Annotated in this window: 21 protein-coding genes, 1 tRNA gene and 1 pseudogene; 10 read left to right on the forward strand and 13 right to left on the reverse strand. The window is 64.4% G+C overall.

Going from position 1 to position 23,854, the window contains the following annotated elements; genetic code table 11:
* Nucleotides 1-179 precede the first annotated feature (179 nt).
* Together HZF03_RS04510 and HZF03_RS04515 are read left to right on the forward strand one after the other, a co-directional pair.
* Entirely contained in the window at nt 180-1,601 is a 1,422-nt protein-coding gene (locus tag HZF03_RS04510; protein WP_119019228.1) for a P-loop ATPase, Sll1717 family, read from the forward strand.
* A gap of 70 nt (nt 1,602-1,671) precedes the next feature.
* Entirely contained in the window at nt 1,672-2,208 is a 537-nt protein-coding gene (locus HZF03_RS04515) for a hypothetical protein (RefSeq protein WP_119019229.1), read from the forward strand.
* A gap of 802 nt (nt 2,209-3,010) precedes the next feature.
* On the opposite strand, the gene HZF03_RS04520 is transcribed toward HZF03_RS04515, so the two are convergent.
* Nucleotides 3,011-3,787, reverse strand: coding sequence for an SDR family NAD(P)-dependent oxidoreductase (locus HZF03_RS04520; protein ID WP_119019230.1), 777 nt, complete (start codon nt 3,785-3,787; stop codon nt 3,011-3,013).
* A gap of 139 nt (nt 3,788-3,926) precedes the next feature.
* Between HZF03_RS04520 and HZF03_RS04525 the strand changes: the two genes are divergently transcribed.
* A complete protein-coding gene (locus tag HZF03_RS04525; RefSeq protein WP_107354328.1) occupies nt 3,927-4,661 on the forward strand; it encodes an SDR family NAD(P)-dependent oxidoreductase in 735 nt (244 codons plus the stop codon).
* 71 nt (nt 4,662-4,732) lie between these two features.
* Here the strand turns inward: HZF03_RS04525 and HZF03_RS04530 are convergent, their stop codons facing one another.
* The 3 genes from HZF03_RS04530 to HZF03_RS04540 form a co-directional block, all read right to left on the reverse strand.
* Nucleotides 4,733-6,418, reverse strand: coding sequence for an SGNH/GDSL hydrolase family protein (locus HZF03_RS04530; RefSeq protein WP_119019241.1), 1,686 nt, complete (start codon nt 6,416-6,418; stop codon nt 4,733-4,735).
* 146 nt (nt 6,419-6,564) lie between these two features.
* On the reverse strand, nt 6,565-7,482 hold the full coding sequence (gene dapA, locus HZF03_RS04535) for a 4-hydroxy-tetrahydrodipicolinate synthase (protein WP_119019231.1): 918 nt from the start codon (nt 7,480-7,482) through the stop codon (nt 6,565-6,567).
* A gap of 534 nt (nt 7,483-8,016) precedes the next feature.
* A complete protein-coding gene (locus HZF03_RS04540; protein WP_119019233.1) occupies nt 8,017-9,402 on the reverse strand; it encodes a lytic murein transglycosylase in 1,386 nt (461 codons plus the stop codon).
* 198 nt (nt 9,403-9,600) lie between these two features.
* Between HZF03_RS04540 and HZF03_RS04545 the strand changes: the two genes are divergently transcribed.
* Entirely contained in the window at nt 9,601-10,233 is a 633-nt protein-coding gene (locus tag HZF03_RS04545; RefSeq protein WP_119019242.1) for a LysE family translocator, read from the forward strand.
* A 16-nt stretch (nt 10,234-10,249) separates the two neighbouring features.
* On the opposite strand, the gene HZF03_RS04550 is transcribed toward HZF03_RS04545, so the two are convergent.
* Both HZF03_RS04550 and HZF03_RS04555 read right to left on the reverse strand, forming a co-directional pair.
* Nucleotides 10,250-11,017 (reverse strand): sulfite exporter TauE/SafE family protein, encoded by a 768-nt coding sequence (locus HZF03_RS04550; RefSeq protein ID WP_119019234.1) that lies wholly within the window; start codon nt 11,015-11,017, stop codon nt 10,250-10,252.
* A gap of 32 nt (nt 11,018-11,049) precedes the next feature.
* Nucleotides 11,050-11,481: a VOC family protein gene (locus tag HZF03_RS04555; protein WP_119019235.1), complete on the reverse strand. Its 432-nt coding sequence runs from the start codon at nt 11,479-11,481 to the stop codon at nt 11,050-11,052.
* A gap of 62 nt (nt 11,482-11,543) precedes the next feature.
* Between HZF03_RS04555 and HZF03_RS04560 the strand changes: the two genes are divergently transcribed.
* On the forward strand, nt 11,544-12,128 hold the full coding sequence (locus tag HZF03_RS04560) for a TetR/AcrR family transcriptional regulator (protein ID WP_119019236.1): 585 nt from the start codon (nt 11,544-11,546) through the stop codon (nt 12,126-12,128).
* Nucleotides 12,129-12,143: 15 nt separating this feature from the next.
* Here HZF03_RS04560 and hisN read toward each other — a convergent pair whose 3' ends face one another.
* The 3 genes from hisN to HZF03_RS04575 form a co-directional block, all read right to left on the reverse strand.
* The gene (gene hisN, locus HZF03_RS04565) at nt 12,144-12,926 is read right to left on the reverse strand and encodes a histidinol-phosphatase (protein WP_012494569.1); all 783 of its coding nucleotides are present in this window, start codon (nt 12,924-12,926) and stop codon (nt 12,144-12,146) included.
* Between the two features lie 698 nt (nt 12,927-13,624).
* Nucleotides 13,625-13,795 carry a Flp family type IVb pilin gene (locus HZF03_RS04570; RefSeq protein ID WP_012494570.1) on the reverse strand — a complete coding sequence of 57 codons (171 nt, stop codon included), beginning with the start codon at nt 13,793-13,795 and terminating at the stop codon, nt 13,625-13,627.
* Between the two features lie 150 nt (nt 13,796-13,945).
* Nucleotides 13,946-14,833, reverse strand: coding sequence for an N-formylglutamate amidohydrolase (locus tag HZF03_RS04575; protein WP_011156441.1), 888 nt, complete (start codon nt 14,831-14,833; stop codon nt 13,946-13,948).
* 310 nt (nt 14,834-15,143) lie between these two features.
* On the opposite strand from HZF03_RS04575, the gene cpdR reads away from it, so the two are divergent.
* The 3 genes and pseudogenes from cpdR to HZF03_RS04590 all read left to right on the forward strand — a co-directional run.
* Nucleotides 15,144-15,503, forward strand: a complete 360-nt coding sequence (gene cpdR, locus HZF03_RS04580; RefSeq protein WP_011156442.1) for a cell cycle two-component system response regulator CpdR — start codon at nt 15,144-15,146, stop codon at nt 15,501-15,503.
* 84 nt (nt 15,504-15,587) lie between these two features.
* Nucleotides 15,588-15,662, forward strand: a tRNA-Val gene (locus tag HZF03_RS04585).
* A gap of 229 nt (nt 15,663-15,891) precedes the next feature.
* Nucleotides 15,892-16,020, forward strand: a pseudogene (locus HZF03_RS04590) (xanthine dehydrogenase family protein molybdopterin-binding subunit); the annotation flags it as partial.
* A 445-nt stretch (nt 16,021-16,465) separates the two neighbouring features.
* Here the strand turns inward: HZF03_RS04590 and wrbA are convergent.
* Together wrbA and HZF03_RS04600 are read right to left on the reverse strand one after the other, a co-directional pair.
* Entirely contained in the window at nt 16,466-17,065 is a 600-nt protein-coding gene (gene wrbA, locus HZF03_RS04595) for an NAD(P)H:quinone oxidoreductase (RefSeq protein ID WP_012494572.1), read from the reverse strand.
* Between the two features lie 203 nt (nt 17,066-17,268).
* A complete protein-coding gene (locus HZF03_RS04600) occupies nt 17,269-17,967 on the reverse strand; it encodes a pirin family protein (RefSeq protein WP_119019238.1) in 699 nt (232 codons plus the stop codon).
* A gap of 132 nt (nt 17,968-18,099) precedes the next feature.
* Between HZF03_RS04600 and HZF03_RS04605 the strand changes: the two genes are divergently transcribed.
* The gene (locus tag HZF03_RS04605; protein ID WP_011156446.1) at nt 18,100-19,023 is read left to right on the forward strand and encodes a LysR family transcriptional regulator; all 924 of its coding nucleotides are present in this window, start codon (nt 18,100-18,102) and stop codon (nt 19,021-19,023) included.
* Nucleotides 19,024-19,037: 14 nt separating this feature from the next.
* Here the strand turns inward: HZF03_RS04605 and HZF03_RS04610 are convergent, their stop codons facing one another.
* Nucleotides 19,038-19,871, reverse strand: coding sequence for a protein-disulfide reductase DsbD domain-containing protein (locus HZF03_RS04610; RefSeq protein WP_119019239.1), 834 nt, complete (start codon nt 19,869-19,871; stop codon nt 19,038-19,040).
* Between the two features lie 134 nt (nt 19,872-20,005).
* Between HZF03_RS04610 and HZF03_RS04615 the strand changes: the two genes are divergently transcribed.
* The gene (locus tag HZF03_RS04615; protein ID WP_011156448.1) at nt 20,006-20,659 is read left to right on the forward strand and encodes a YqgE/AlgH family protein; all 654 of its coding nucleotides are present in this window, start codon (nt 20,006-20,008) and stop codon (nt 20,657-20,659) included.
* Nucleotides 20,660-20,880: 221 nt separating this feature from the next.
* On the opposite strand, the gene HZF03_RS04620 is transcribed toward HZF03_RS04615, so the two are convergent.
* The gene (locus tag HZF03_RS04620; RefSeq protein ID WP_011156449.1) at nt 20,881-23,760 is read right to left on the reverse strand and encodes an EAL domain-containing protein; all 2,880 of its coding nucleotides are present in this window, start codon (nt 23,758-23,760) and stop codon (nt 20,881-20,883) included.
* Between the last annotated feature and the right edge of the window lie 94 nt (nt 23,761-23,854).

Below are 23,854 nucleotides of genomic sequence, written 5' to 3' on the forward strand. Positions count from 1 at the left end.
TCAGTCAGTCTTGCCGTAGTCAAGCTTCGTACCCCACGCGCTCAATGTGGGGCGGGTAGCCTCTGTGCGGCTACATCGCAAATGCAAACTCGGTCCAACTCTAAGTTGTCTTCGCCGCTTGCAACCGGCATCATTTCATAAAAATGTACTGTTAGTGATTCGAATTCTGAGGCGATTGCATGCCCAACTTTGATGATCAAACGATCGAAGTACTATTCGGTGCTGACGATGCAGAGAACGAGGAGCCCGCGAGGTTTCTCGCTTATTTTTATTTCAATCGGGCGTACGATTCTCTTGTAGCAAATCTTCCGATACGCATCCTGGTTGGGCATAAAGGCGTTGGTAAGAGTGCGTTGCTGCGTCGTGCTTATCTAGATGATTGCGAGAAGAAGCATCCTTCAATCTGGATACAATCAAGCGATCTGAGTCCAATAAAAGATCGCGTATCAGCAGCGACGGAATTTTCCGGTCGAATTGAGGCATGGAAAAGAGAGATATTAATCTTTCTCACGACCGCTACTGTAGAGCAGGTGTTTGGTCAATCTCCTGAAGAAAATCGTACGAAGATCGCGGCCGGCTCGACTCAATCTCTTGTCAAGCTTTTAGGGAAGACTCTGGAAGAGGGGGAGCGGCGGGGATATCGGGCCGCCGCGATAAATCTGTATATCGATGATATTGATCGCGGTTGGGCTGCTCAGCAGAAGGACATAAGCAACATTTCTGCGCTCCTGAACGCAATGAGAGACATTGCGGGCATCGATAGAAGGATTCGATTCCGTATAGGTTTAAGGAGCGACGTCTATTTCCTCGTTCGTACGTCCGATGAGTCCACCGACAAAATTGAGCGCAACGTAATATGGCTTCGGTGGAATAACGATGAAATTCTGCGACTGGCAGCAAAACGTATCGAGACATTCTTCGGAGGAACTCCTTCAAACGAGGATCTGGCCAAAATTCAACAATCCCAAATCTCCCAGACTGTCCTTTCTAAGGTTATTGATCCAACGTTTCGCGGGCTAGGACATTGGAGCAAGCGCCCGATCCACGTGATCCTCACGTCGCTAACTCGGGCGCGGCCAAGAGATCTGGTGAAGCTATTCCAGGGGGCGGCGAAAAAGGCTCATGCCAAGAACCACCAGATAATTAGCTCGGAAGATTTGGAGAGTAGTTTTCAAGCCTATTCGCAAGATCGATTGCAGGACGTAATCAACGAATTTCGTAGCGAGTTGCCTGAAATCGAGAAGCTGTTGTTGCATATGAGGCCGACGAAGAAGCAGCGAAGGACTGCGGAAAGTTATCAATTTACAACGGATCAGCTCAGTGTGAAATTGCAGGAGATAATGGGGCACGTATCTTTGAGATTTACCAATGGTCGTTATGTTACGCCGAGAAGTCTTATTCAGTTTCTTTATAAAATTGACTTCATAACGGCAAGGAAAGAGGATCTCGCAGGAAAGATCGATCGAAAATACTTCGACGAGAGTAGATTCTTGGCCAGCGAGATTGTTGAGTTTGGATATGATTGGGAGATACATCCAGCTTATCGATGGGCGTTGCAGCCGCAAGACATTCAGGACGTTATCGATTCATTGAGAGGTTAAGTAATTGTTCCCAAAGTGGTCGTCATTGCGAGTTATTGGAAATTCGCTGCCCGCCCGTTTGGCAGTCGTCATGCCGTTCGTTGGCTATATGATCTTGTTCAACGACAAATTGGTTGATGCTCTTAAGTTGGTTGCGGACGTGCTTCCTTCCTGTGCTGACAAGGCTTGTGTGGTGGCGCTCAATCTAGCTAATCTTTATCAGCTTTATTTTGGACTAATGTTCATCGGTGTCGCTTCCTTCATTTATCAGTTGGTGTGTCACCCGCACATCAAGCGCTTCGATTCGGCTGAGGCGTTCACGTTGGCTGTCCGAGGCGTTGCTACCACCTCTGATCTTCTTGCGTATCACGCCGTTTCAGACCGTATTTTGAAGCACAGTTCGACTCGGGACTTTGTCGCAGGTGAACTCGGCAGCGTTGACTCGGAGGCGGTTAAACTAGGTATCTTGAACGAGTACTACCGAGCTCTCGATGTGGCGCACAGTCTTACTCGGGGCGGCGTGTCTCTCTTGTACGGTATCGGTCTGACCCTAACATTAGCGCCGTCCCTAAGAACGGCTTGGCGGATTATCAGTTCGCTTGATCTTATTTCCAATCTTCATTTCTGATAGCTGCCTCACTTTCCAGATTGACAAGCGCTGATGCAGGATTATATTCCGATTACCTCTCCCATCGAGGGGCGCCTCCGGAGGCGTCTTGAGGCGGGGAGAGGGGCGGCGTCCTGCGTTGCGTGGTTCGCAGCCACGTGGCCCGGGAGGCCGAGGGTCACCGTCCGCCGCTACTACGAGCGGCCGCCGCTTCAGAGGCTGGACGGGTACAGTGGAGGCCGGGGAAAGCCCGCAAGCTCGCTGTGTCCCGGAAGAACGGTCCTTCGGCCCAAAGATCGCCGCGGTGGGCGCGCCGTGAGGCGTTGCGCGAGGGATCGCAAGCCCTCGCGACAAGATCCACCCTTAGCGCCGCACGGCGCGCCCCCGCCCCTCGCTGGCATAGCGACGGGCGCAGAACTCGGGCTCACCGAGCCGCGAGAGCGATTGGCCGTGGCTGTTTGACAGTGTGGATCGGAGAATGGGATGAGGCCGTGCGCTTGCGCCGCGCGGCTGCGGCATCGCCCGACGTGATCGGGCGACCTGGTTGCAGAGCGTTGCTGTGATGGCGTGCCCTGATGTGACCGCTCGTGAATACTGGATCCCCGCCTAAGCGGGGATGACGGCTGAGGTGAGGCGGCGCTACGTGGTACAAACTATCCACGGGTTTACAAATTAACCGCGGGTCATTCCGGGGCGCGCAGCGAAGCTGCGTGAACCCGGAATCTCTGGCGGGCAGAACGCTTCGGGGTTCCGGATTCGCGTAGCTGCGCTACGCGCCCCGGAACGACGGTGCGGGGCGAGGAACGCGGCCTCGCATATCACCTCACGCATTCCTTGCCATCAACCCGCCATCGACCGGGATCACTGCGCCGGTGATGAACGATGCGGCGGGCAGGCACAGGCTCAGCGTCATGTGGGCGACTTCTTCCGGGTCGCCGTAGCGGTGCAAAGCGGTGCGGCGGCGGGCGTATTTCTGTTTGTGCTCGGCGCTGATGCGGTCGGTCATGCCGGTGGTGATCGGGCCGGGGCAGATACAGTTCACGGTGATGCCTTCGGGGCCGAGCTCGACTGCGAGCGAGCGCGTCAGGCCGGTGACGCCGGCTTTCGCCGCCGAATACGGGCTGTGAGTTGCGGTGGCGCCGAGCGCCTCGGTCGAGGCGATGTTGACGATGCGCGGGCTCTGCGACTTGCGCAAATGCGGCAGCGCGGCGCGGATCACGCGCGGATGCGCGGTGAGCAGAATATTCAGCGAGCGCTCCCACACCGCATCGTAGCCCGCATCATCGATCGGCAGCGCCGCCGAGATGCCGGCATTGTTGATGACGATGTCGAGCCCACCGAGTGACTGCGCGATCTGCTCGACGCCGCTTCGGATCGCCTGCGCGTCGCCGACATCGAGCGCAAACGCGATCGCATCGCCGCCGCGCGCCTTGATGGCGTCGGCGACCGGCTGCGCGCCAGCGAGGGTGACATCAGTGACGGCGACGCGTGCGCCTTCGTCGGCGAATACGTGCGCGGTGGCGCGGCCCATGCCGCTCGCGGCGCCTGTGACGAGAACGCGCAGGCCTTTGACGGAACGGCTGAGCGGCTTGTACGACATCGGTTTCCTCCGGTTGTTTCTTGTTGCGGAATGTGCGGGCGCGCGGCGCGCGTGCCTTCCGATTGACAAGGCTGGCATCGATCGACACACAGGTCAAACGTCGCGCAGACGACGAACAACAACAAACAGGAGGACGCGCGTGAACGATCTCGATTTCAGTGGCCAGCAGGTGCTGGTGGTCGGCGGTTCGAGCGGCATCGGCAACGGCATCGCGCAGGCGTTTCGGACACGCGGCGCCAAGGTCTGCGTCACCGGCACGCGCGCGGCGCCGTCGGACTACTCGGCTGAAGACGGCAGCCATTTCGACGGACTGACTTACGTGCAGCTCGACGTCGGCAAGGCGCAGGCGGTCGACGCGTTCGCGCCGCCGATCGAACGGCTCGATATCCTGGTGCTGGCGCAGGGCGCGGTGATCTATCGCCGCGGTGAGTTCGAGATGGACGGCTTCCGCCACGTGATGGAAGTCAACCTGATGAGCCTGATGGCCTGTGCGGCGAAATTCCACCCGCAGCTCAAAGCGGCGTCCGGCAAGCTGATCATCGTGTCGTCGACCGCGGCGTTCCACGCCACCAAGGGCAACCCGGCCTACAACGCATCGAAGACCGGCGCTTACGGGCTGACCCGGACGTTGGCGCAGGCCTGGGCCGAGGACGGCATTCGCGTCAACGGCATCGCGCCGGGCCTGGTCGATACCAAGATGACCAAGGTCACCACCGACAACCCGAAGCGGCTCGCCGGCGCAATCGAAGGCATTCCGATGAAGCGCCTCGGCACGCCCGAAGACATGGCCGGCGCCGCGCTGTTTCTGGCGTCGCCGCTGTCGGCCTATGTGCTCGGCCAGACGCTGGTGGTCGACGGCGGGCTGATTTTGTAACGGCGCGTCAACCGCGTTGCGGTCATTGCGATGAGGTACGCGGGATGGTCCCGCGGGCCTGGACGCCCACGTCAGCGGAAGATCGAGAAGAAGCCTGAAGCGCTCGGTGGCGGGGCGCGGCGGCCTTGTTGCTGCGGCGGGCCGCCGAAGCCGAAGAAACCGGACGCGGTCGGCGGCGGGGGCGGCGGTGCGGAGCGGGCGACACGGCGCTGCTGTTGTTGCTGCTGCGGCTGCGATCCCGCCGAAGCGCTCGGCGCGCCGCCGCTGGGCTTCGCGCTCGCCACCGGGGTCTCCGGCTTCGGCTGCTCCTTCGGCGGCGGCGGCTCCTGGGCCTTTTCGATCGAGACTTCACGGCGCGGCCAGACGTCGTCGTCGGCGCGGCCGGCGGGCGCCGACAGCGGCTCGCCTTTCACCAGAGTGCGGGCGACCAGCGCATCGACCGGCGCGGGCTGGGTGCCTGGCCCGCCGAGCAGGCGGTCGGTCGACACCGAAGAAGCGACCAGCGGCAGGATCGGACCGGCGGCGGGGCGCGGCGCGGGGCCTGCCGGCGGCTTGGCGGCCGTATCGGGCGCGGCTGGTTCTGTCGGCAGTGCGATCGGGCCGCTGCGCGCCGCTAGAAGCCGGGCGATCTCGCGCTCGGCGTAATGCGCCAGCTTGCGGGCGCCGGCCTTGGTGAAATACACGCCGTCATACGAGCGCAGCCGGCGAATCTGCCCTTCGAAGTCCGGGCCCTGCAACACGTAGCGGCCGCCTTCGTCGACGAAGCCGTCCCACACGTCCACATAGGTGATGCCGGCCTTGGCAGCGCCGTCGCGATACAGCGCGTTGAGGAACTGCATGTCCGAGGTCGCCTTGGTGCCGCGCACCGCCGGCAGGCCCACCCACAGGATCGGGACGTTCTTGGCCTTGAGGACGTTGATCAGGTCCTCGATCTTCTTGGCGTAGAGCTCCGACCAGCGATCCTCGCGGAACTGGGCGACGCCGCCTGCGGCGCGCTTGCCCTTCTCGGTCATGATCCGCAGCGAGTCGTCGTCATCCTCGTCGTCATCCGCGGCGGCGTTGTCGGCAGCCTTGTCGTCCGGCTTGGCGTCGGTTTTGCCGTCGGGCTTCGCATCAGTTTTATTGTCGGTCTTGGCGTCCGGTTTGGCCTCTTCGCCGGGCTTGGCGGCGGCCTTGTCGTCCTTCTTCTTGTCCTTCTCGGGCGTCGCCTGCTCGCGGATCGCAATTCGGTCCGACAGGCCGAGCATCACCACGATCGCGTCGGGGTTTTCCTGCGCGATCACCTCCTTGGCGGCGGCGACCCAGTCGGACGGCTCGCCCTTCGGCGCGTAGCGGAGCAGGCCCGAGATGGTCTTGAACTTGCGCACCACGCCCATTTCGGGCTGCTCGGCGTAAGCCTGCTCCAGGCCGTAGCCGAGCCAGTCGGCCATCGAGTCGCCGAGCACCAGCACGTTGCGGTCCGGGATCGTCTCGCGTTTCTCTGGTGCCGGAGCCTTGGAATAGTCCTCGCGCGGTGCGGCGCGGCGCTGCGGCTGGTTCTGATGGAACGGCTGGAACACGTCGTTGCCGAACCAGCCGAATCCGCCGCCACCTCCGCCGCCACGCTGCTGACGGGCGGGCGGCGGGCCGCCGAAATCGAAGAACTGCGCCGAGGCCGGCCCGACGATGCCGAACAGCAGCACGCCGGCGACCGCGAGCGCGCCCAACGGGCCGCGCTCGGTAAAGACGCCAAAGAAGGATCTCGGCTTGTCGGACATGCGGATCTTGCGCAATCGCCACCGGAAAAACGGAAGCTGATCCCTATACTAGCGGATTCGGGCCGCAACCGGGCAGCTTTCGCCGGCTCCATAAGGCGGTCCCGGCCGCGCCCGTCAAGGGCTTCGGCCGAGCTGCATCGGACTGCTCAAGCCGCGGATCGGCCGGGCAGTATCCGCGCATCAATGGCGGCGGCGAGCGCGGGTGACACCGGTGTCATCGGCAGCCGCACTTCTGGGCTGTCGATCAACCCGCGCCGCCACAGCGCATATTTCACCGGCGCCGGGGATGGCTCGGCGAACAGCAGCTTCGGCAGGTCGGCGAGTCGTTGCCATTCGGTCGCCCCACCGAGGCGGTCGCCGGCCTGTAGCCGATGCATCATCGCGGCGAACGCCTCGGTCTCCAGATGTGCGGATGCCAGGATCGCGCCGTCGCAGCCGCGGCTCAGCGCATCGAAAGCGAGCGCGTCCTCGCCGGTGAGCACCGCAAAGCCCGGCGGCCGCAACCTCAGCAGCTCCGCTGTCTGCGCAGGATCGGCGCAGCAATCCTTGACGCCGACGATGTTGGCGCGCTCGGCGAGCCGCAGCATCGCCTCGTTGTGTAGATTGACGCCGGTGCGATACGGGATGTTGTAGATCAGGATCGGCCTTGCGGTGGCGTCGGCCGCGGCTTCGAAATGCAGCACCAATCCCCGCTGCGACGGGCGGGTGTAGTACGGGCAGGCGATCAGCACGCCGTCGATCGGCCAGTGTGCGGTCCGCGCCAGCGTCTTCACCAGCTTGCGCGTGTCGCTGCCGGACAGCCCGAGATACACCGGCAGCCTGCGGCCGCTCGCCGCCAATGCGTCGGCGCTCAGCATCACCAGGCGTTCGAGCTCGGCCTCGTCGAGCGTCAGCCCTTCGCCGGTGGTGGCCCCTAAGATCAGCCCGTCGAGCGGAGCTCGCGCGTAGTGCGCGATCAGTCGGCGCAGCGATGCGGCGTCGAGCGCACCGTCGCGAAACGGCGTGATCAGCGGCAGCCACAGCCCGCGCGGCTGTTCGGCTGTCGCGTCCAGGGATGTCTCCATCTTCGGTCTCCTGAGAGGTCGGGCCGGAGGCGGAGCTGCAACAAAAAAACCCCGTCGAACCGGCGGGGTTGGGTGCATGCGTGAAGGCGAGATTGATCTATCGCGCGCGCAAGCCACCGGCCCCTGAAGGAGCACGGGCTTTCGATTTCGAAGCGGCGACACGGCGGATCATGCGGCGGAGGATGGTCGGCGCGCTGCCGGGTGTCAAGCGGGGCGCCGGTCTGCGGCCTGCACGCCTGCCTCAAACAATGCCGTGAACATGCCTGCCTACTCCGCGGTCGTCAGGAACATCGCGGCACCGCCGGTGTTCGCACCTGTCAGGAAGACGGCAGCGGATTATCGCTATATCCAGCCGGTGACCAGCAGGACCAGCACCGTCAGCGCCGACAGCGTCAGCCCCCACGGCACCACCGAGATCCAGGCATCGTGGGTTACGTAGGCGGGAGGAGCGACGACGACAACAGGCGCGGCGCCGACACCGAGCGCGCAGCAGTAATCACTCGTCAGACGTGGTGTTCGCGGGAGGCGCTGAACTCAGCGACCTCTCAACCTCTCCAACATTTCCCCGGTCGCAAATCCATCCGCCGGGGCGCCGATCGAGGCCTGGAAATTCCGCAGCGCGCTGCGGGTTTCGGAGCCGAACTGGCCGTCGGGGGTGCCGCGGTAGAAGCCGCGCTGGGCGAGGAGTTGTTGCAATTCCAGCTTCTCGGTGCGGGACAGGGCGCGCTCCTGGCGCGGCCACTCCTGGACGAATGGGGCGCCGCCGCGCAGCCGGTCAGCGAAATGGCCGATCGCCAGCGCGTAGGCCTCGGCCGGGTTGTACTTCATGATTACCCGGAAATTGGTGAGCATCAGGAAGCCTGGACCTGCGGCGCCGGCGGGGGCGAGCAGGTAGGCCTTTTCGTTCGAGCGCGGGAACGGCTGGCCGCCCGCGCGGCGCAGGCCCATCTGCTCCCATTGGGCCAGCGTCTGTGTCTGGCGGCGGTCGGCCAGCATGTAGTTGAAGCCGCGGGGCACCACGACCTCGTAGCCCCAACTCTGGCCGGTCTGCCAGCCGTCCTTCTTCAGGTTGTTGGCGGTCGACGCGATCAGGTCGTAGGGATTGTCGACGACGTCGCGGCGGCCGTCGCCGTCGGCGTCGACCGCGAAGCGCTTGAACGCGGTCGGCATGAATTGCGTCGGCCCGAATGCGCCGGCCCATGAGCCGCGCAGCTGCTCGGGACGCAGGTCGCCGCGATGCAGGATCTCCAGCGCGGTGAGGAATTCGTCCTTGAAGTACGCCTGGCGGCGGCCGACGCAGGCCAGCGTCGCGGTCGAGTTCACCACATAGCGATCGCCCATCTGGGTCGAATAGTTCGATTCGATTCCCCAGATCGATGCGATGATGTAGCGGTCGACGCCGTAGGCGCGCTCGACCGCATCGAACTGCGGCTTGTACTGCGCCAGAATTTCGCGGCCCTTGGCGAGGCGGGTGTCGTTGACCAGGATGTCGAGATAATCCCAGATCGATTTGGTGAACTCCGGCTGCGAATCCATCAGGTCCATCAGCCGCAGGTCGGGCGACAGGCCGGCGGTGTAGCGCTCGAACGACTCGCGGGAGATGCCGCGGCGCGCCGCGTCCGGCCACATCGCGGCGACGCAATTGTCGAAGTTCGCCGCGGCCTCGCGGATTGCCGCCGCGGTCATCAGCGGATGGCCCGAAGCCCCGTCCTCGCCGCTCCATGGCTGCACGGCGGAGCTACCGCCTGAGGGCGCGCCAGCGCCGGGTGCAGCCGGGCGGCTCGGCGACGGATTGCCGAAAATGCTGTCGAGGAAGTTCAGAGGATTGCCGGATTGCGCCTGCGCCGCCGTGGCCGAAAGCGCCACGCCGCCGAACCATGCCGCGAGCGCGGCGGCTGCCAGCCGGTTGTGTCCCGTCATCGTCGATTGCATCCCACCTGTTGCGAGGCCCCCGGGGGGCAGGAGGCGCCGTGATGGTTTCCATCAGCTTAACAAAGCGGCTTTTTGCCGTCCGGTCGCCCGTGCCCGTACCGAGTTTTCAGGTGCGCCGGTGGCCCTTGACGGCGGACGCGATCGCCGGAGGATGGCGGGCAAATGCGCGTGGGAATGGGATTTGAGATGCTCGGCATTCACGACTTCTGGCTGTTCGTCGCCTCCGGGCTGCTGCTCAATGTCACGCCCGGGCCTGACACGGCCTTCATCGTCGGCCGCGGCCTACAGTTCGGCTGGCGCGGAGGGGCGGCTGCGGCGCTCGGCGTCGGCGCCGGCTGCCTGGTGCATGTCGCTGCCGCCGCTGTCGGACTGTCTGCCCTGCTGATGGCGTCGACGCTGGCGTTCAGCGTGCTCAAGTGGGTCGGCGCCGCCTATCTGATCTGGCTGGGGGCACGGATGCTGCTGTCGAAGCCGAGCGATTTCACCGCCAACGCAGGCGCTGCCCCGACGCTGTCGATGCCCGCGGTGTTTCGCCAGGGCATGCTCACCAATGTGCTGAACCCCAAGGTGGCGCTGTTCTTTCTCGCCTTTCTGCCGCAGTTCGTCGCGGCCGATGCGCCCAACAAGGCGCTGGCGTTTCTGGTGCTCGGGCTGATCTTCGTGGTCAACGGCACGCTGTATTGCCTGGCGCTCGCCGCCTTCGCGGCGCGTGCGGCCGATCGGCTGCGCCGCTCCGGCACGGTGCTGCAATGGATCAATCGCGGCCTTGGCGCGCTGTTCGTCGCGCTCGGCATCCGGGTGGCGCTGGCTCGCACTTGAACCGGCGGCGCTCTGCTTAGCCGAACAGCTTCACCAGAGTGGTGGCGGCGAGATACAGGCCGAGCCCGATCAGGGCGATCAGGAACCAGCGCCGGAACGTCTCGGGATGCATCCGAGTGCGCACCGCCTGGCCGCCGAACATGCCGGCGAACGCGGCCACCAGCGCGATCAGCCCGGGCAGCGCGGTTGCGGTCGACAGCAGGCCGGCGTCGGTGAGGTTGACGGCCAGCGCCAGCGTCGCCGTGGTGAAGAACACGCCGAGCGCCTGCACCAGCTCGTCCTTCTCCATCCCGATCGCCTGTAGATAGGGCATCGAGGGAATCACCTGCACGCCGGTCGCCGCCGAGATCACGCCGGTGACCAGCCCGACCGGACCGCCGATCCATTTCTCGCGGCTCGGCGCGAGGTGGAAGCTGCGTTTGCTGAGGCCGAGAATGCCGTAGGCCACCAGCAGCACGCCGAGCACCAGCGAACCGTAGCGGGCATAGGGGCCGGTCATCAGCCCGGCGCCGAGACGAATGCCGATCACGGTGCCCAGCAGCAGCGGCCACAGCCGGCGTAGGATGTCGCGCAGATAGCTGCCGACGAAGGTCTGCCAGATGTTGGTGACGATCGCCGGCACGATTACGATGGCAACCGCCTGAGCCGGCGGCATCGCGATGGCGAGCAATCCGATCGACACCGTCGGCAAGCCAAGGCCGATGACGCCTTTGATGAATCCGGCGAACGCGAAGACCGCAGCGATGATCAGGAGAAACGGATCGAACACCGCCGCAGCTTGCACACTCGCCGAGCTTCACACAACCCGTGGTCTGCTCATGGCTGTGCGGCAGCAGCGCCACCTGCATACTGCGCCGCGTAGTTCGCGCTCCGCGGAATCGGCTTGATGATGTCGATCAGCACGCCGTTCGGATCGGCGGTGATGAAGTGACGCTGGCCGAAATCCTCGTCGCGCAGCGTCAGCAGGATCGGCAGACCGGCCTGCTGCAGCCGGTCATATTCACTGTCCGGATCGTCGACTTCGAAGTTCAGAATCAGGCCCGACACCTGGCCGCGGCCGGCGGCGGGAATCGTCGAATGCTGGCCGTCGAGGATCGCCAGATTGACGGCAGGATCTTCAGTCGACTGCAGGTGGACGTACCAGTCTGCTTCGAACAGCGGACGGAAGCCGAAATGCCGGCAATAGAACGCTGCCGTCGTGGCGACGTCCGACGTCATGATCACCGGATAGTAGCTGGTCGATCGCATCGCTTTCCTCCTCGCCAACAAAAAGATACAGTGTGTATGTATAAAACATGCAGGCTGTATGTATGAAGGCGACGAAGCGACGCAGCAATCCCGAACGGTCCGGCGCCACCCAGGCAGCGCTGATCGCAGCAGCGCGAGAGGCGTTTGTGGCCCGCGGCTATGCGGAGACCAGCACGCCGGATCTGGTGGAAGCTGCTGGCGTCACTCGCGGTGCGCTGTATCACCACTTCGCCGACAAGCAGGCGCTGTTCCGGGCTGTCGTTGAAGCCGAATCCGCAGCAGTAGCGGCTGAGGTCGAGGCCGGTGCCGCGGACGGCGCGGCGATCGAGACGCTTCTTTCTGGGGGCGAGGCGTATCTCGCCGCGATGGCGGTGCCGGGCCGCACGCGTCTGCTGCTGATCGAGGCACCTGCTGTGCTCGGCCGCGCTGAAGCCGACGCGATCGATGCGCGGCACGGCGTCAGGACGCTGCGGGAGGGCTTGAGGGCGGCGATCGAGCAGAAAGCGATCGCGCCGATTCCGGTCGAGGCGGCAGCGAAGCTGCTCGGCGCGGCGTTCGATCGTGCCGCGCTGGAGATCGCGCACGGCGGCGATCGCGAGAGTTGCCTTGCTGTGCTGCGGGCCCTGATCGAAGGGCTGCGGCGATGACGGCTAAGGCGTGGTTCAGGCGTTGAGGATCTTCATCGCGGCTTCGTGCACGCGTTTGTCGCCGGCGGCGACGATGCGGCCGCCATTCTGCGCTGGCTTGCCGTCCCAGGTGGTGATGATGCCGCCGGCGCCGGTGATGATCGGGATCAGCGCCGCGACGTCGTAGGGCTTCAGCTCGGTCTCGATCACCAGATCGAGCTGACCGGCGGCCAGCATACAATAGGAATAGCAGTCGCCGCCGTAGCGGGTCAGCCGCGCCTCGGCCTGCACCTTCTCGAAGATGCCGCGATCACCGTCATTCATCAGCAGCGGCGAGGTGGTGAACAGCGTAGCGTCCTTGATGGCGGCGCAGCGGCGCACGCCGAGCTTGCGCTCGCCGGACGGGCCTTTGTACGTCGCCGAACCATTGTCGCCGGAGAAGCGTTCGCCAATGAAGGGCTGATGCATCATGCCGAACACCGGCGCGCCCTTGTGCAGCAGCGCGATCAGTGTGCCCCACACTGGAAAGCCGGCGATGAAGGATTTGGTGCCGTCGATCGGATCCAGCACCCAGACGTAATCGGCGTCCTCGCGCTCGTTGCCGAACTCTTCGCCGATGATGCCGTGCTGGGGAAAGCTCGCCTTGATCAGCCGGCGCATCACCGCCTCGGCGGCGCGATCGGCCTCGGTCACTGGGTCGAAATCACGGCCGGGCTGCTTGTTGTCGATCGTGAGCGATGTGCGGAAGAACGGCAGGATGGTGTCGCCCGACGAGGTCGCAAGGCGGCCGATAAAGGCGGCGAAATCGATGACCGTCACGGAGCGATCCTTTGCGAGCATTGCGGGCGGGACATGGAACCGCACCATCATCCTAGACGGGAGCGGCCGAACCCTTGCTCCTTTATTATGGCGGGAGACTCCCGGTCCATAGTCTGAATCGTCGGCAATAAGCCGCACTCACAGCTTTGAAGCGGCTTGCGGCGCTGCCGGAACCAAGTGCGACAAGAGCGCTCGGAATCGTCCGAAGACGCGGTGCGGGCTTTGGTCGCGACCGCGTCCATCTCATTGATCTACCTCAAATAATTTTAGCCGTTCCGCGGCGCGGACGGTGCTCTGACATGCGTTTTTTGCATGGAAAATCGCCTGAAAACACTTGCGTTTTGTGCGGCGCGATCGCATATTGTTGCGGTGCGGTAGCGCCTCGCGCTATCGCTGCCCTCCTTGGGCGTTTCCTCCCTAGACTTGGGCCGCTTGCCATCGCAAGCGGCCCTTTTTTCTTTTCGGATTGTCTTTTCTTTGGATCGCCGCTCGGCATGGCCGGCGGCTCCGTCTGCTTGCGGGTGGCCGCTTGCGCTTCGCCAGCAGCCACCGTGATTGCGGATTGTTCGTCGGCTCTTCTCGGCCGCAGCCTAATTCGCTCTTGGCCTTGCCACCAGTCGGAGAGTGAGAACGCCGTCCAGAAGGCCGTGGAGCCCGGTTTTTTTAAGAGGTGCAGCCCTGACGCGAGCGATCGTCTGCTAGCCGCCGGTGAGGCCGTCCTTCACCGAGGTGAAAGTGGAATTCAGTTTGTCACCGAGCCCGGTGACGGCGGTGATGATCGCCAGCGAGATGCCGGCGGCGATCAGCCCGTATTCAATAGCGGTGGCGCCGGATTCTTCCGACAAGAATTTCAGAACAAGACGCTTCACGTTGTTCTCCCAGGATAGCCTGCGGTTTGGAGTTCACAACCGAAGATTGCAGGTTCCGCGTTAATGCGGGCTGAATCGGTTCCCGTCTTTGTGGTTAAAGATTGATGGCATGGGATGAGCGAGAAGACAGCGGCCCGGCCGCCCGCCTGTTTACTCTGCCGCCGCCTGAAAGGGGCGGAGATCGTCCAGCGGTATCTCGGCCAGCCTCTCGGCGAGGCGGCTGAAATCCTCCGCCACGGTGGCAAAGCGGTCGCTGCGCAGCCGCAGCCGCTCGTCCATGTAGATCGCCCGGTTGAGCTCGACCTGCACGGTGTGCAGCCCGGTGGCCGGGCTGCCGTAATGCTCGGTGATGAAGCCGCCCGCATAAGGCTTGTTGCGACCGGTCGAATAGCCGCGCGCCGCCATCGTCTCTTCGATCACGGTGGCGATCAGCGGCGAGCAACTGGTGCCGTAGCGATCGCCGATCACCACGTCCGGCCGTTTCGGCTCGTCGCGCGAGATGCCGACCGACGGCATCGAATGGCAGTCGACCAGGATCACCGAGCCGAACTGCTGGTGCGCCTGGTTGATCAGCCGGCGCAGCGCGCGGTGATACGGCTTGTACAGCGTCTCGATCCGGCCGAGCGCGTCATCGATGTGGATGCGCTCGTGGTAGATCTCCTGGCCGTCGCCGACCACACGCGGGATCGTGCCCAGCCCGCCGGCGACCCGCATCGAGCGGGTGTTGGCAAAACTCGGCAGCCGGCCGTTGAACATCCTGGGATCGAGTTCGTAAGGCTCGCGATTGACGTCGATATAGGAGCGCGGGAAATGCACCCGGACCACCGAAAAGCCGTCGTGAATCAGGTGGCCGATCAGCTCGTCCATGAACGAATCTTCGGAGCGCTGCAGCGCTTCGAGATCGATCCGCGAGGCGTTCAGGAAGGCGTTCGGATAGACCGAGCCGGAATGCGGCGAATTGAAAATGATCGGGGCGCGCCAGACCGCCGGTTCGGCGATCTCGAAGGCGGGGGAGAACTCACCGTCGAACTCGGTCATTTTCGTCCGCCACCCGTCAAATCCGCCGGTCTCCTGCCTGTGCGACAGCGCGTCTGGTGATTTGGTGAGCGGTATTGTCGGCAATCGGGCCGACGCTGCCAAGCAAAATCATTCCAGAGAGCGGTGTCGGAAACGCCGGAGCCGAACAAAAGTGCCTGCCTGCGGATTGTTGATTCAAAGGCCGATCGGGCGCAGGATTATCCTCACTTCCCCAAGCGACGGGCTACGGGAATTTCACCCGAAATTTACCAGACTTCGGTCTAACTGGATCGATCGGTTTTCCTCGCCCGGATTTGAAGTTCCAGCCACCATGCACAAGATTCTCCTCGCCGAAGACGACAACGACATGCGCCGCTTCCTGGTCAAGGCGTTGGAAAACGCCGGCTTCCAGGTCTCCTCGTTCGACAACGGCATGTCGGCATACCAGCGGCTTCGCGAAGAGCCGTTCGAAATGCTGCTGACCGACATCGTGATGCCGGAGATGGACGGAATCGAGCTGGCGCGCCGCGCCTCCGAACTCGATCCCGACATCAAGATCATGTTCATCACCGGATTCGCCGCGGTGGCGCTGAATTCCGATTCGGACGCGCCGAAGAACGCCAAGGTTCTGGCCAAGCCGGTGCACCTGCGGGAATTGGTCAGCGAAGTGAATAAGATGTTGGCCGCCTGAAATTGGCGTCGAAATCCTGCTTTGGTGTCCTTGCCTGACCGGCTCGGAGCCGATATAGGGACGCCACCCGTGAAGACGATCTGAGGGCGCGTAGCTCAGCGGGAGAGCACCTCGTTGACATCGAGGGGGTCACAGGTTCGATCCCTGTCGCGCCCACCATTCCCCAGCATCGTCGAATTCCGATCCCCGACATCCCGATCGACCGCTACGCTGCCGTCTCTGCGTTTGGCGGAAGCTGCCGCGGAGAGTTCGCCTGGCCTCGCGATTCGGCGCATGAGGCAAACCGTTCGGTCGTTGGCGGGTGAGGGAAGCTTGTCCGGCTGAGGGCGAGCCGGCTCGCTGCTAGAATCGGCCTGGGGAGCCAGCGTTCTTCTGGGCACCGCGTGCCCCGATGGGCGCCCGCGGCATCGGCGAGATCGGCATCACCGGCGTCGGCGCGGCGGCTACCAACGCGGTGTTCAACGCCACCGGCAAGCGCATTCGCGATCTGCCGCTGACGCTCGACAAGCTGATGTGAGGGAGGACGGGCCGTGACGAGGTTTGCGGTCCGCCCGTCCCACTCCCGGTTAGATCGTCTCTTGTTGGGAGGCGCTGATAGGGAGAGCGGCATTTCGCAGAGTGTTGCCGTGCGAGGCTTAGCGTGTGGCGGCGGCCTGAACGATTAGTCCGCGTCGGGCGGGGTGGCGCCGGTACAGCTCCGGCACTGCCGCTTGCCATAGGTCGCGATGCTGAGGCTCTTGCAAACTATACGCTTAGCCATCGCCTGCAGCGGGCTGCGCGCCAATTGAAGCATGAAAACCATCTCGAGCATGTCGTCGTCTCCCCACTAGCAACATGGAGATGGGGCCGAAGCAGCGGACGCAGTAGCCCAGCCGCAGCGCAGCAGGCATGCGATAGATGCATCTGCATTAAAATTGACCGGAGGGCGGCGGGGCGCGGTCTAGGCGCCCCGCCGTTCCCGATCAGCCGTGCAGCTTGATGGCGGTCTCGGCGATGGTCTTGCCTTGATAGCGCGCGCCGGCGAGTTCGGTTTCGCTCGGCTGGCGCGAGCCGTCGCCGCCGGTGATCGTGGTGGCGCCATAGGGCGCACCGCCGGTGACCTGGTCGAGCCGCATCTGGTCGCCGAAGCCGTAATTGAGGCCGACCACCACCATGCCGAAATGCAGCAGGTTGGTGATGATCGAAAACAGCGTGGTTTCCTGGCCGCCATGCTGGGTGGCGGTCGAGGTGAAGGCGCCGCCGACCTTGCCGTTCAGCGCGCCGCGCGCCCACAGGCCGCCGGCCTGATCCAGGAAGTTGGACATCTGCGACGCCATGCGACCGAACCGGGTGCCGGTGCCGATGACGATCGCGTCGTAATTGGCGAGGTCTTCGATGGTCGCGACCGGCGCGGCCTGATCGAGCTTGTAGTGCGACGCCTTGGCCACGTCCGGCGGCACCAGTTCGGGCACGCGCTTGATGTCGACCTGCGCGCCGGCCTCACGCGCGCCTTCGGCGACCGCGTTGGCCATCGCTTCGATGTGACCGTAAGCCGAGTAGTAAAGAACCAGAACCTTCGCCATGGGAGTCTCCGTTTGGTTGGTGATGGGGTGGGGAGTTGAAAATGTTAGTAGGCCGTCATGGCCGGGCTTGACCCGCCTGCGGGGCCGAAGCCCCCTTCGGCGCGGCGAAGGCCCGGCCATCCATCTTTCCTCGCCACGATTCTTGCGAAGAGGATGGATGCGCGGGTCGAGCCCGCGCATGACGTGTTGTGTGTTGGGGCGCCTTACGCCGCGTCGACCAGCACCAGCTCGGCGTCTGCGAGCGCCGTGATGGTCAGCTTTGTTTCGCCGTGGATCGCAGCGCCGTCGCGGGCGTTGACGCGGACGCCGTTGACTTCGACGCTGCCGACGGCCGGGACGAAATACAGGTGCCGCGCCTTCTCAGCGTCGTAGGTGGCGGTCTCGCCGGCCTTCAGCGTCGTCGCCAGCACCCGTGCGTCGGCGCGGATCGGCAGTGCGTCGATGTCGGATGCAAAGCCGGACGCGATGGTGACGAGCTTGCCGGAGCGGTCAGCCTTCGGGAACGGCTTGGAGCCCCAGGTCGGCTGGCCGCCGCCTTGCGTCGGCTCGATCCAGATCTGGAAGATCCGGGTGGTCTCCGGCTCGAGGTTGTATTCGGAGTGCCGGACGCCCGAACCCGCACTCATCACCTGGACGTCGCCGGCTTGGGTGCGGCCCTTGTTGCCCAGTGAGTCCTGGTGGGTGATTGCGCCGTCGCGCACATAGGTGATGATCTCCATGTCGCGATGCGGATGCGGCGGGAAGCCGGTATCCGGGGCGATCTCATCGTCGTTCCAGACCCTTAGGGCGCCGTGGCCCATATTGTTGGGGTCGTAGTAGCTGGCGAACGAGAAGTGATGCTTGGCCTTGAGCCAGCCATGGTCGGCGCCGCCGAGCCGGTCGAAGGGACGGAGTTCAATCATTGAAGCCTCCTCATGTCGGGCGCCGGGTTGGCGCCAGTGACTTGCGTTGGCTCTTGAATAAGGGGCGCCAATCGTTTCATAAATAGAAATGATCGAAACTCATTGTTTCTGAAATCGAGCTATTGCGGTACCATGAGCAGTCTTCCAGACTTCGAAGCGCTGGCGATCTTCGCCAAGGTGGTGGAGCTGCGCTCGTTTGCGGCGGTGGCGGCCGAGTTCGGGCTGTCCAAGGCGACGGTGTCGAAGGCGGTGACCCGGCTGGAGACCCGGCTCGGCGCGCGGCTGTTCAACCGCACCTCGCGGCGGCTGGCGCTGACCGATGCCGGGCACCGGCTCGCCGAACGCGCCGCGCAGCTGCTCGCCGACGGCGAGGCCGCCGAGGCCGAGGCGCTGGCGCAATCCGCGGCGCCGCGCGGCCTGGTGCGGCTGGCGGTGCCGATGACGTTCGGCGTCAAGGTGATCGCGCCGCTGCTGCCGGAGTTCTTCGCCGCCTATCCGGACGTGTCGATCGACCTGCATCTGTCGGACGCGATGGTCGATCTGATCGGCGACGGCTTCGACGCCGGCGTTCGCATCGCCACGCTGCCGGATTCATCTCTGGTGGCACGGCGGCTGTGCGCGATGCCGCGCTACACGGTGGCGTCCAAGACGTATCTGGAAGCATACGGCCGGCCGACGCATCCGATGCATCTCGCCCAGCACCGCTGCCTCGGCTACGCCTATCTGTCGACGCCGAACACCTGGCACTACAGCAACGACGCCGGCGATCAGGTCGCGGTGCGGCCGGGCGGGCCGCTGCGGGTCAACAACGGCGAGGCGCTGCTGCCCTCGGTGATCGCCGGGCTCGGCATCGCCGACCTGCCGGAGTTCATCGTCGGCGATGCGATCGCGGCCGGTGAGGTCGAAGTGATCCTGGATGGCTGGCACCAGCGCGAGGGCGCTGTACATCTGGTGACGCCGCCTGGCGGACCGCGGCCGGCTCGGGTCGAGGTGCTGTCGGAATTCCTCGCCGACCGGCTAGGACGTCTCGGCCGCAAGCGTCGGAGCGGGCGCTGATCCGCGCGTCCGCGCTACTCGAGCGTGACGTTGAACTCGTAAGCCTTGTCGGGACCGACCAGCGTGAACTTCAGCGCCGCGCCGGTGGCCTGGGCCCCGGAGGGGAGGCCGTCGAGTGCGAAGCTGAAGCGGCGCAGGCCGGGCTGCGCGCCCTTGATTTCCTTCGGCACCGGTAGCGCCCATTCGGGCGTCGGGCCTTCAACGAACAGGCTGACCTTGGCGCCGGTTGGCGCGACAACATCCACTTCGACGTCCTTGTCGCCCTTGCGGACGACGTCGCGGATCGTCACCGGGTTGCTGTCGCCGACACTCGCGGGCACGGGCACGGTGTCGAGTGCTGCGGCGAGCGCTCCGTCCTGGGTCGAGGCGACGCTGGCAAACTCCAGTTCAGGGCTCGCCACCACCGGAATGCACAGCTTCTCGCACACCGCGTAGTCAACAGTGACACGCAGTGTCACCGGCTTGTCGGCATGTTTGGTCACGATGCGCAGCGGCAGCACCACCTGCTCCTTGTAGCCGAGCGACGTGCCGCCAGCGCCGTCCGAAAACGCCTGCGGTGCCGGCCACAGGACCGTCACCGCCTCGACGTTCTCGGACTTGGAGAAGTCGAACCGCGGCGGCACGCCGGAATCTCCTGGCGTGCGCCAATAAGTCTTCCAGCCGGGCTGCAGCTGGAAGGCAATGCCACCCAGCAGCACGCCGCCGCTGCGCGAGCCGGCCAGCAGCCGGACGGCGGAATGTTGCTCGGTGACCCATGGCGACACGTCGTCGGCGCGGGCGCCGCAGGCGGAGGCCGCGAGCACGGCGGCGGCGAACAGAACGGCACGAGACGGAACGAATGCGGTCATCTGGCGTATCTACGGTTTGCGCGAGGCCGGGGCCACTGAAATGGCGGTGAAACCGCGACTATTCGGCGGCCCGAGATTGATTGACAGGATCGGCACCCGATATCAGGATGATGGTGCAACGCGAGGATCCCCTGATGGAGACTGCATCCAAAAGGCCGAAGTCCGGCGCAGCCAAGAAGCCCGCCGCAGCGAAGGCGCGCGGTGATGGGCCGAGCTATCTCGATGGCCAGCTCCTGATCGCGATGCCAGTGATGGAAGATGAGCGTTTTGCGCGCTCGGTGATCTACATTTGCGCGCATTCATCGGAAGGCGCCATGGGGATCATCGTCAATCGCCCGGCGGGCAGCATCGATTTCCCCGAACTGCTGGTGCAGCTCGACATCGTCGAGAAGCCGGAGCAGATCAAGCTTCCCGATCACGCCGAGTCCATGAAGGTGCTGAGGGGCGGACCGGTCGAAACCGGCCGCGGATTCGTGCTGCATTCGAGCGACTTCTTCATCAAGGACGCGACACTGCCGATCGATGACGGCATTTGTCTGACCGCCACCGTGGACATCCTCAAGGCGATCGCCGGCGGCACCGGCCCGAAGCACGCCATCCTGGCGCTCGGCTATGCCGGCTGGGCGCCCGGCCAGCTCGAAAACGAAATCCAGGAAAACGGCTGGCTGCACTGCGACGCCGATGCCGATCTGATCTTCGGCGATGACATCGAAGAAAAATACGACCGCGCGCTGCACAAGCTCGGCATCGAGCCTGGGATGCTGTCAGCAGAGGCCGGGCACGCGTAGGCCCTCGCAAGTCGGCACGTCGGGGTAGTGCGCCTAGGCAGCCCCACGCACAAACGTCATCGCCTGCGGAAGGACCCCGCATCCTGCATAATGGCCGTCATGCGCGGGCTTGACCCGCGCATCCATCGTGCGCGTCAGCGCGCTCATTGAAGACTCTTTGCGAAGGATGATGGATTGCCGGGTCAAGCCCGGCAATGACGCTGTGCTTGACGATTCCGCTGTCAGCTCGCCGCTTCCAGGCGCTGTTCTTCGGTCAGCAGCTTCATCGCCGCATCGACGTCCATCGGTTCGCCGAAGGCGAAGCCCTGGGCGTATTCGCAGCCGAGCTGATACAGCTCCACCGCATCCGAATCCGTCTCGGCGCCTTCCGCCACCACGTCCATGCCGAGGTCGTGCGCCAGCGCGATGATCGACTTCAGGATCACCGGGCGGGTGCCGCGGCTGGTCGTGCGGACGAACGACTGGTCGATCTTGATGGTATCGAACGGGAAGCGCTGCAGGTAGCTCAGCGACGAGTGGCCGGTGCCGAAATCGTCGAGCGCCAGGCCGACGCCGAGTTCGCGGATCCGCTGCAGCATCTGCGCCGCGTGCTCCGGATTCTCCATCACCAGCGATTCGGTGAGCTCGAGCTTCAGCGTGCCGCGCGCCACCGACGAGCGCGACGTCACGGTGCGGATGTCGTGCAGCAGATCGTGGCGCAGCAGCTGCCGGGACGACACGTTGACCGATGCGAAGATCGGCTCGCGGGCGCGCATCGCACGCTGCCAGATCGAGAGCTGCTTGGCGGTCTGGTCGAGCACGAAGGTGCCGAGTTCGACGATCAGTCCGATCTCTTCGGCGATCGAGATGAACTCGCTCGGCGACATCCGTCCGAGCTTGGGATGATCCCAGCGCGCGAGTGCTTCGAAGCCTGCGATCGACCGATCCTCGAGCCGCACGATCGGCTGGTACAGGATGGTGATTTCCTTGCGCTCGATCGCCCGGCGCAATTCGGATTCCAGCGTCAGCCGGTCCGACTTCCGCGCCCGCATGGCCGGCTTGTAAACGTCGATGCGGTCGCCGCCGATCCGCTTCGAATGATACATCGCCAGCTCGGCGTCCTTGATGATCTCGTCGGACAGCTGGGTCTGCGGGTCGGACAGGGCGAGGCCGATCGAGGCGGTGAGGAAGATCTCGCGGTCGTTGAACGCGATCGGCGCCTTGATGGTCTTGCGGATGGTCTCGGCGAAGGCGGTGATCTTGGCCGGGTCCTGCTCCGACAGCAGGATCAGCCCGAACTGATCACCGGCGATCCGCGCCAGCGTGTCCTGCGGCTTCAGGATGCGGCTGAGCCGGCGCGCCAGCGTCAGCAGGATGGAATCGCCGACCGCGATGCCGACGGAATCGTTGACCTGCTTGAAGCGGTCGAGGTCGATTACCATCAGGGTCGGCCGCAGCGTCGGCATGGTCTTGGCGAAGTTCGACACCGCGCCGAGCCGGTCGATGAACAGCTTGCGGTTGGGCAGGCCGGTGAGGTTGTCGTGCACGCTGTCGTGCAGCATCCGCTCTTCGGCGTTCTTGATTTCGGTGACGTCGGTCAGGGTGCCGACCACGCGGGTGACTTCGCCGTCGGTGCCGACCACCGGGCGCGCCTTCAGAGAGAACCACATGAAGTGGCCGTCCGGGGTGCGCAGCCGGAAATCCTGGGTCAGCCGGCCGCGGCGCTGGTCGAGCACGCTGTCGAGCGCGGCGCGGAAGCGGTCCTGGTCGAGCGGGTGCAAGACTTCGAGCCAGCTCGCAGCGGAGCCTTCCAGCGCGCCGCGCTTCAGGCCGAGCAGCGCTTCGGTCTCGGGGCTGGTGAACACCTTGTCGGCCGAGACGTCCCAATCCCAGATCAGATCGCCGGAGCCGATCAGCGCCAGGGCGCGGCGCTCGACGTCGGAGATCACTCCGCCGGTGGCGCCGCCACCCGAGAACGCGTGCTGCATCACGGTGAAGCCGATCAGCATCACGATCAGCACCAGGCCGCCGAGCAGCGCCGGGCCGACGATGTCGTTGGTGACGGTGCCTGCCACCGCCATGCCGGAGGCCACCACCCACACCACCAGCAGGAACCAGGTCGGGATCAGCAGCACCGCGCGGTCGAAGCCGTGGGTCGACAGATAGACGATCAGCGCGAAGCCGGCGAACGCGATCGCCACCAGGGAAATCCGGGCGATCCCGGACGCGACCGCCGGATCGAACAGCGCCAGCGCCACCAGCGAGCCAAGGAAGGCGAGCCATCCCAACGTGATGTGCGAATAGCGGACGTGCCAGCGACTGAGATTGAGATAGGCGAACAGGAACACGAGCAGCGTTGCCGCAAGGATCGCTTCGCCCGAAGCGCGCCAAACCCGTTCGGCGCCGGACGACATGTCCAGCACCTTGCCCCAGAAGCCGAAATCGATGCCGATATAGACCAGCACCGCCCAGGCCAGCGCCGCAGCGGCCGGGAACATGATGCTGCCCTTGACCACGAACAGGATGGTCAGCACCAGCGCCAACAGGCCGGAGATGCCGATCACGATGCCCTGGTACAGCGTGAACGAGTTGACCTTGTCCTTGTAGGCTTCCGGCTCCCACAGATAGAGCTGCGGCAGCTTGTCGGTGCGCAGCTCGGCCACGAAGGTGATCACCGAGCCGGGATCGAGCGTGACGCGGAAGATGTCGGCGGTCGCGCTGTCCTGCCGCTCGGGGCGGTCGCCGGTCGACGGCGTGATGGTGGCAATGCGCGACATGCCGAGGTCGGGCCACAACAGTCCGGAGCCGACCATCCGATAATGCGGCGCCACGATCAAACGATCGAGCTGGTCGTCGGAGTTGTTGGCGAGCGCGAACACCACCCAGTTCTGACCGCCTTCGCGGGCGCGCACCTCGACGCGGCGGACGATGCCATCATTGCCGGGCGCGGTGGAAATCTGAACCCGGTCGTTGTCGCTGTGCAGATGCTCCAGCACGCCGGTGAGGTCGATCGCCGGCGCGTCGCTGCGGACACTGACGGCATCGAGGGCGTGAGCCTGCGGAGCAGCCGCAACCAACATCACGCCCAGCGCCAGCAGCGCGAGGCATCTGATTAGACGCAAGTCGGTTCTCCGCGTTCACACCAGTCCGAATGGCGCGGCCCCGCGCGCCACGAGCCCCGGATAGATGCCATGAAAGCGTGCGAAAACATAGACT

This window comes from Rhodopseudomonas palustris (assembly GCF_013415845.1).
Lineage (GTDB): Bacteria > Pseudomonadota > Alphaproteobacteria > Rhizobiales > Xanthobacteraceae > Rhodopseudomonas > Rhodopseudomonas palustris_F.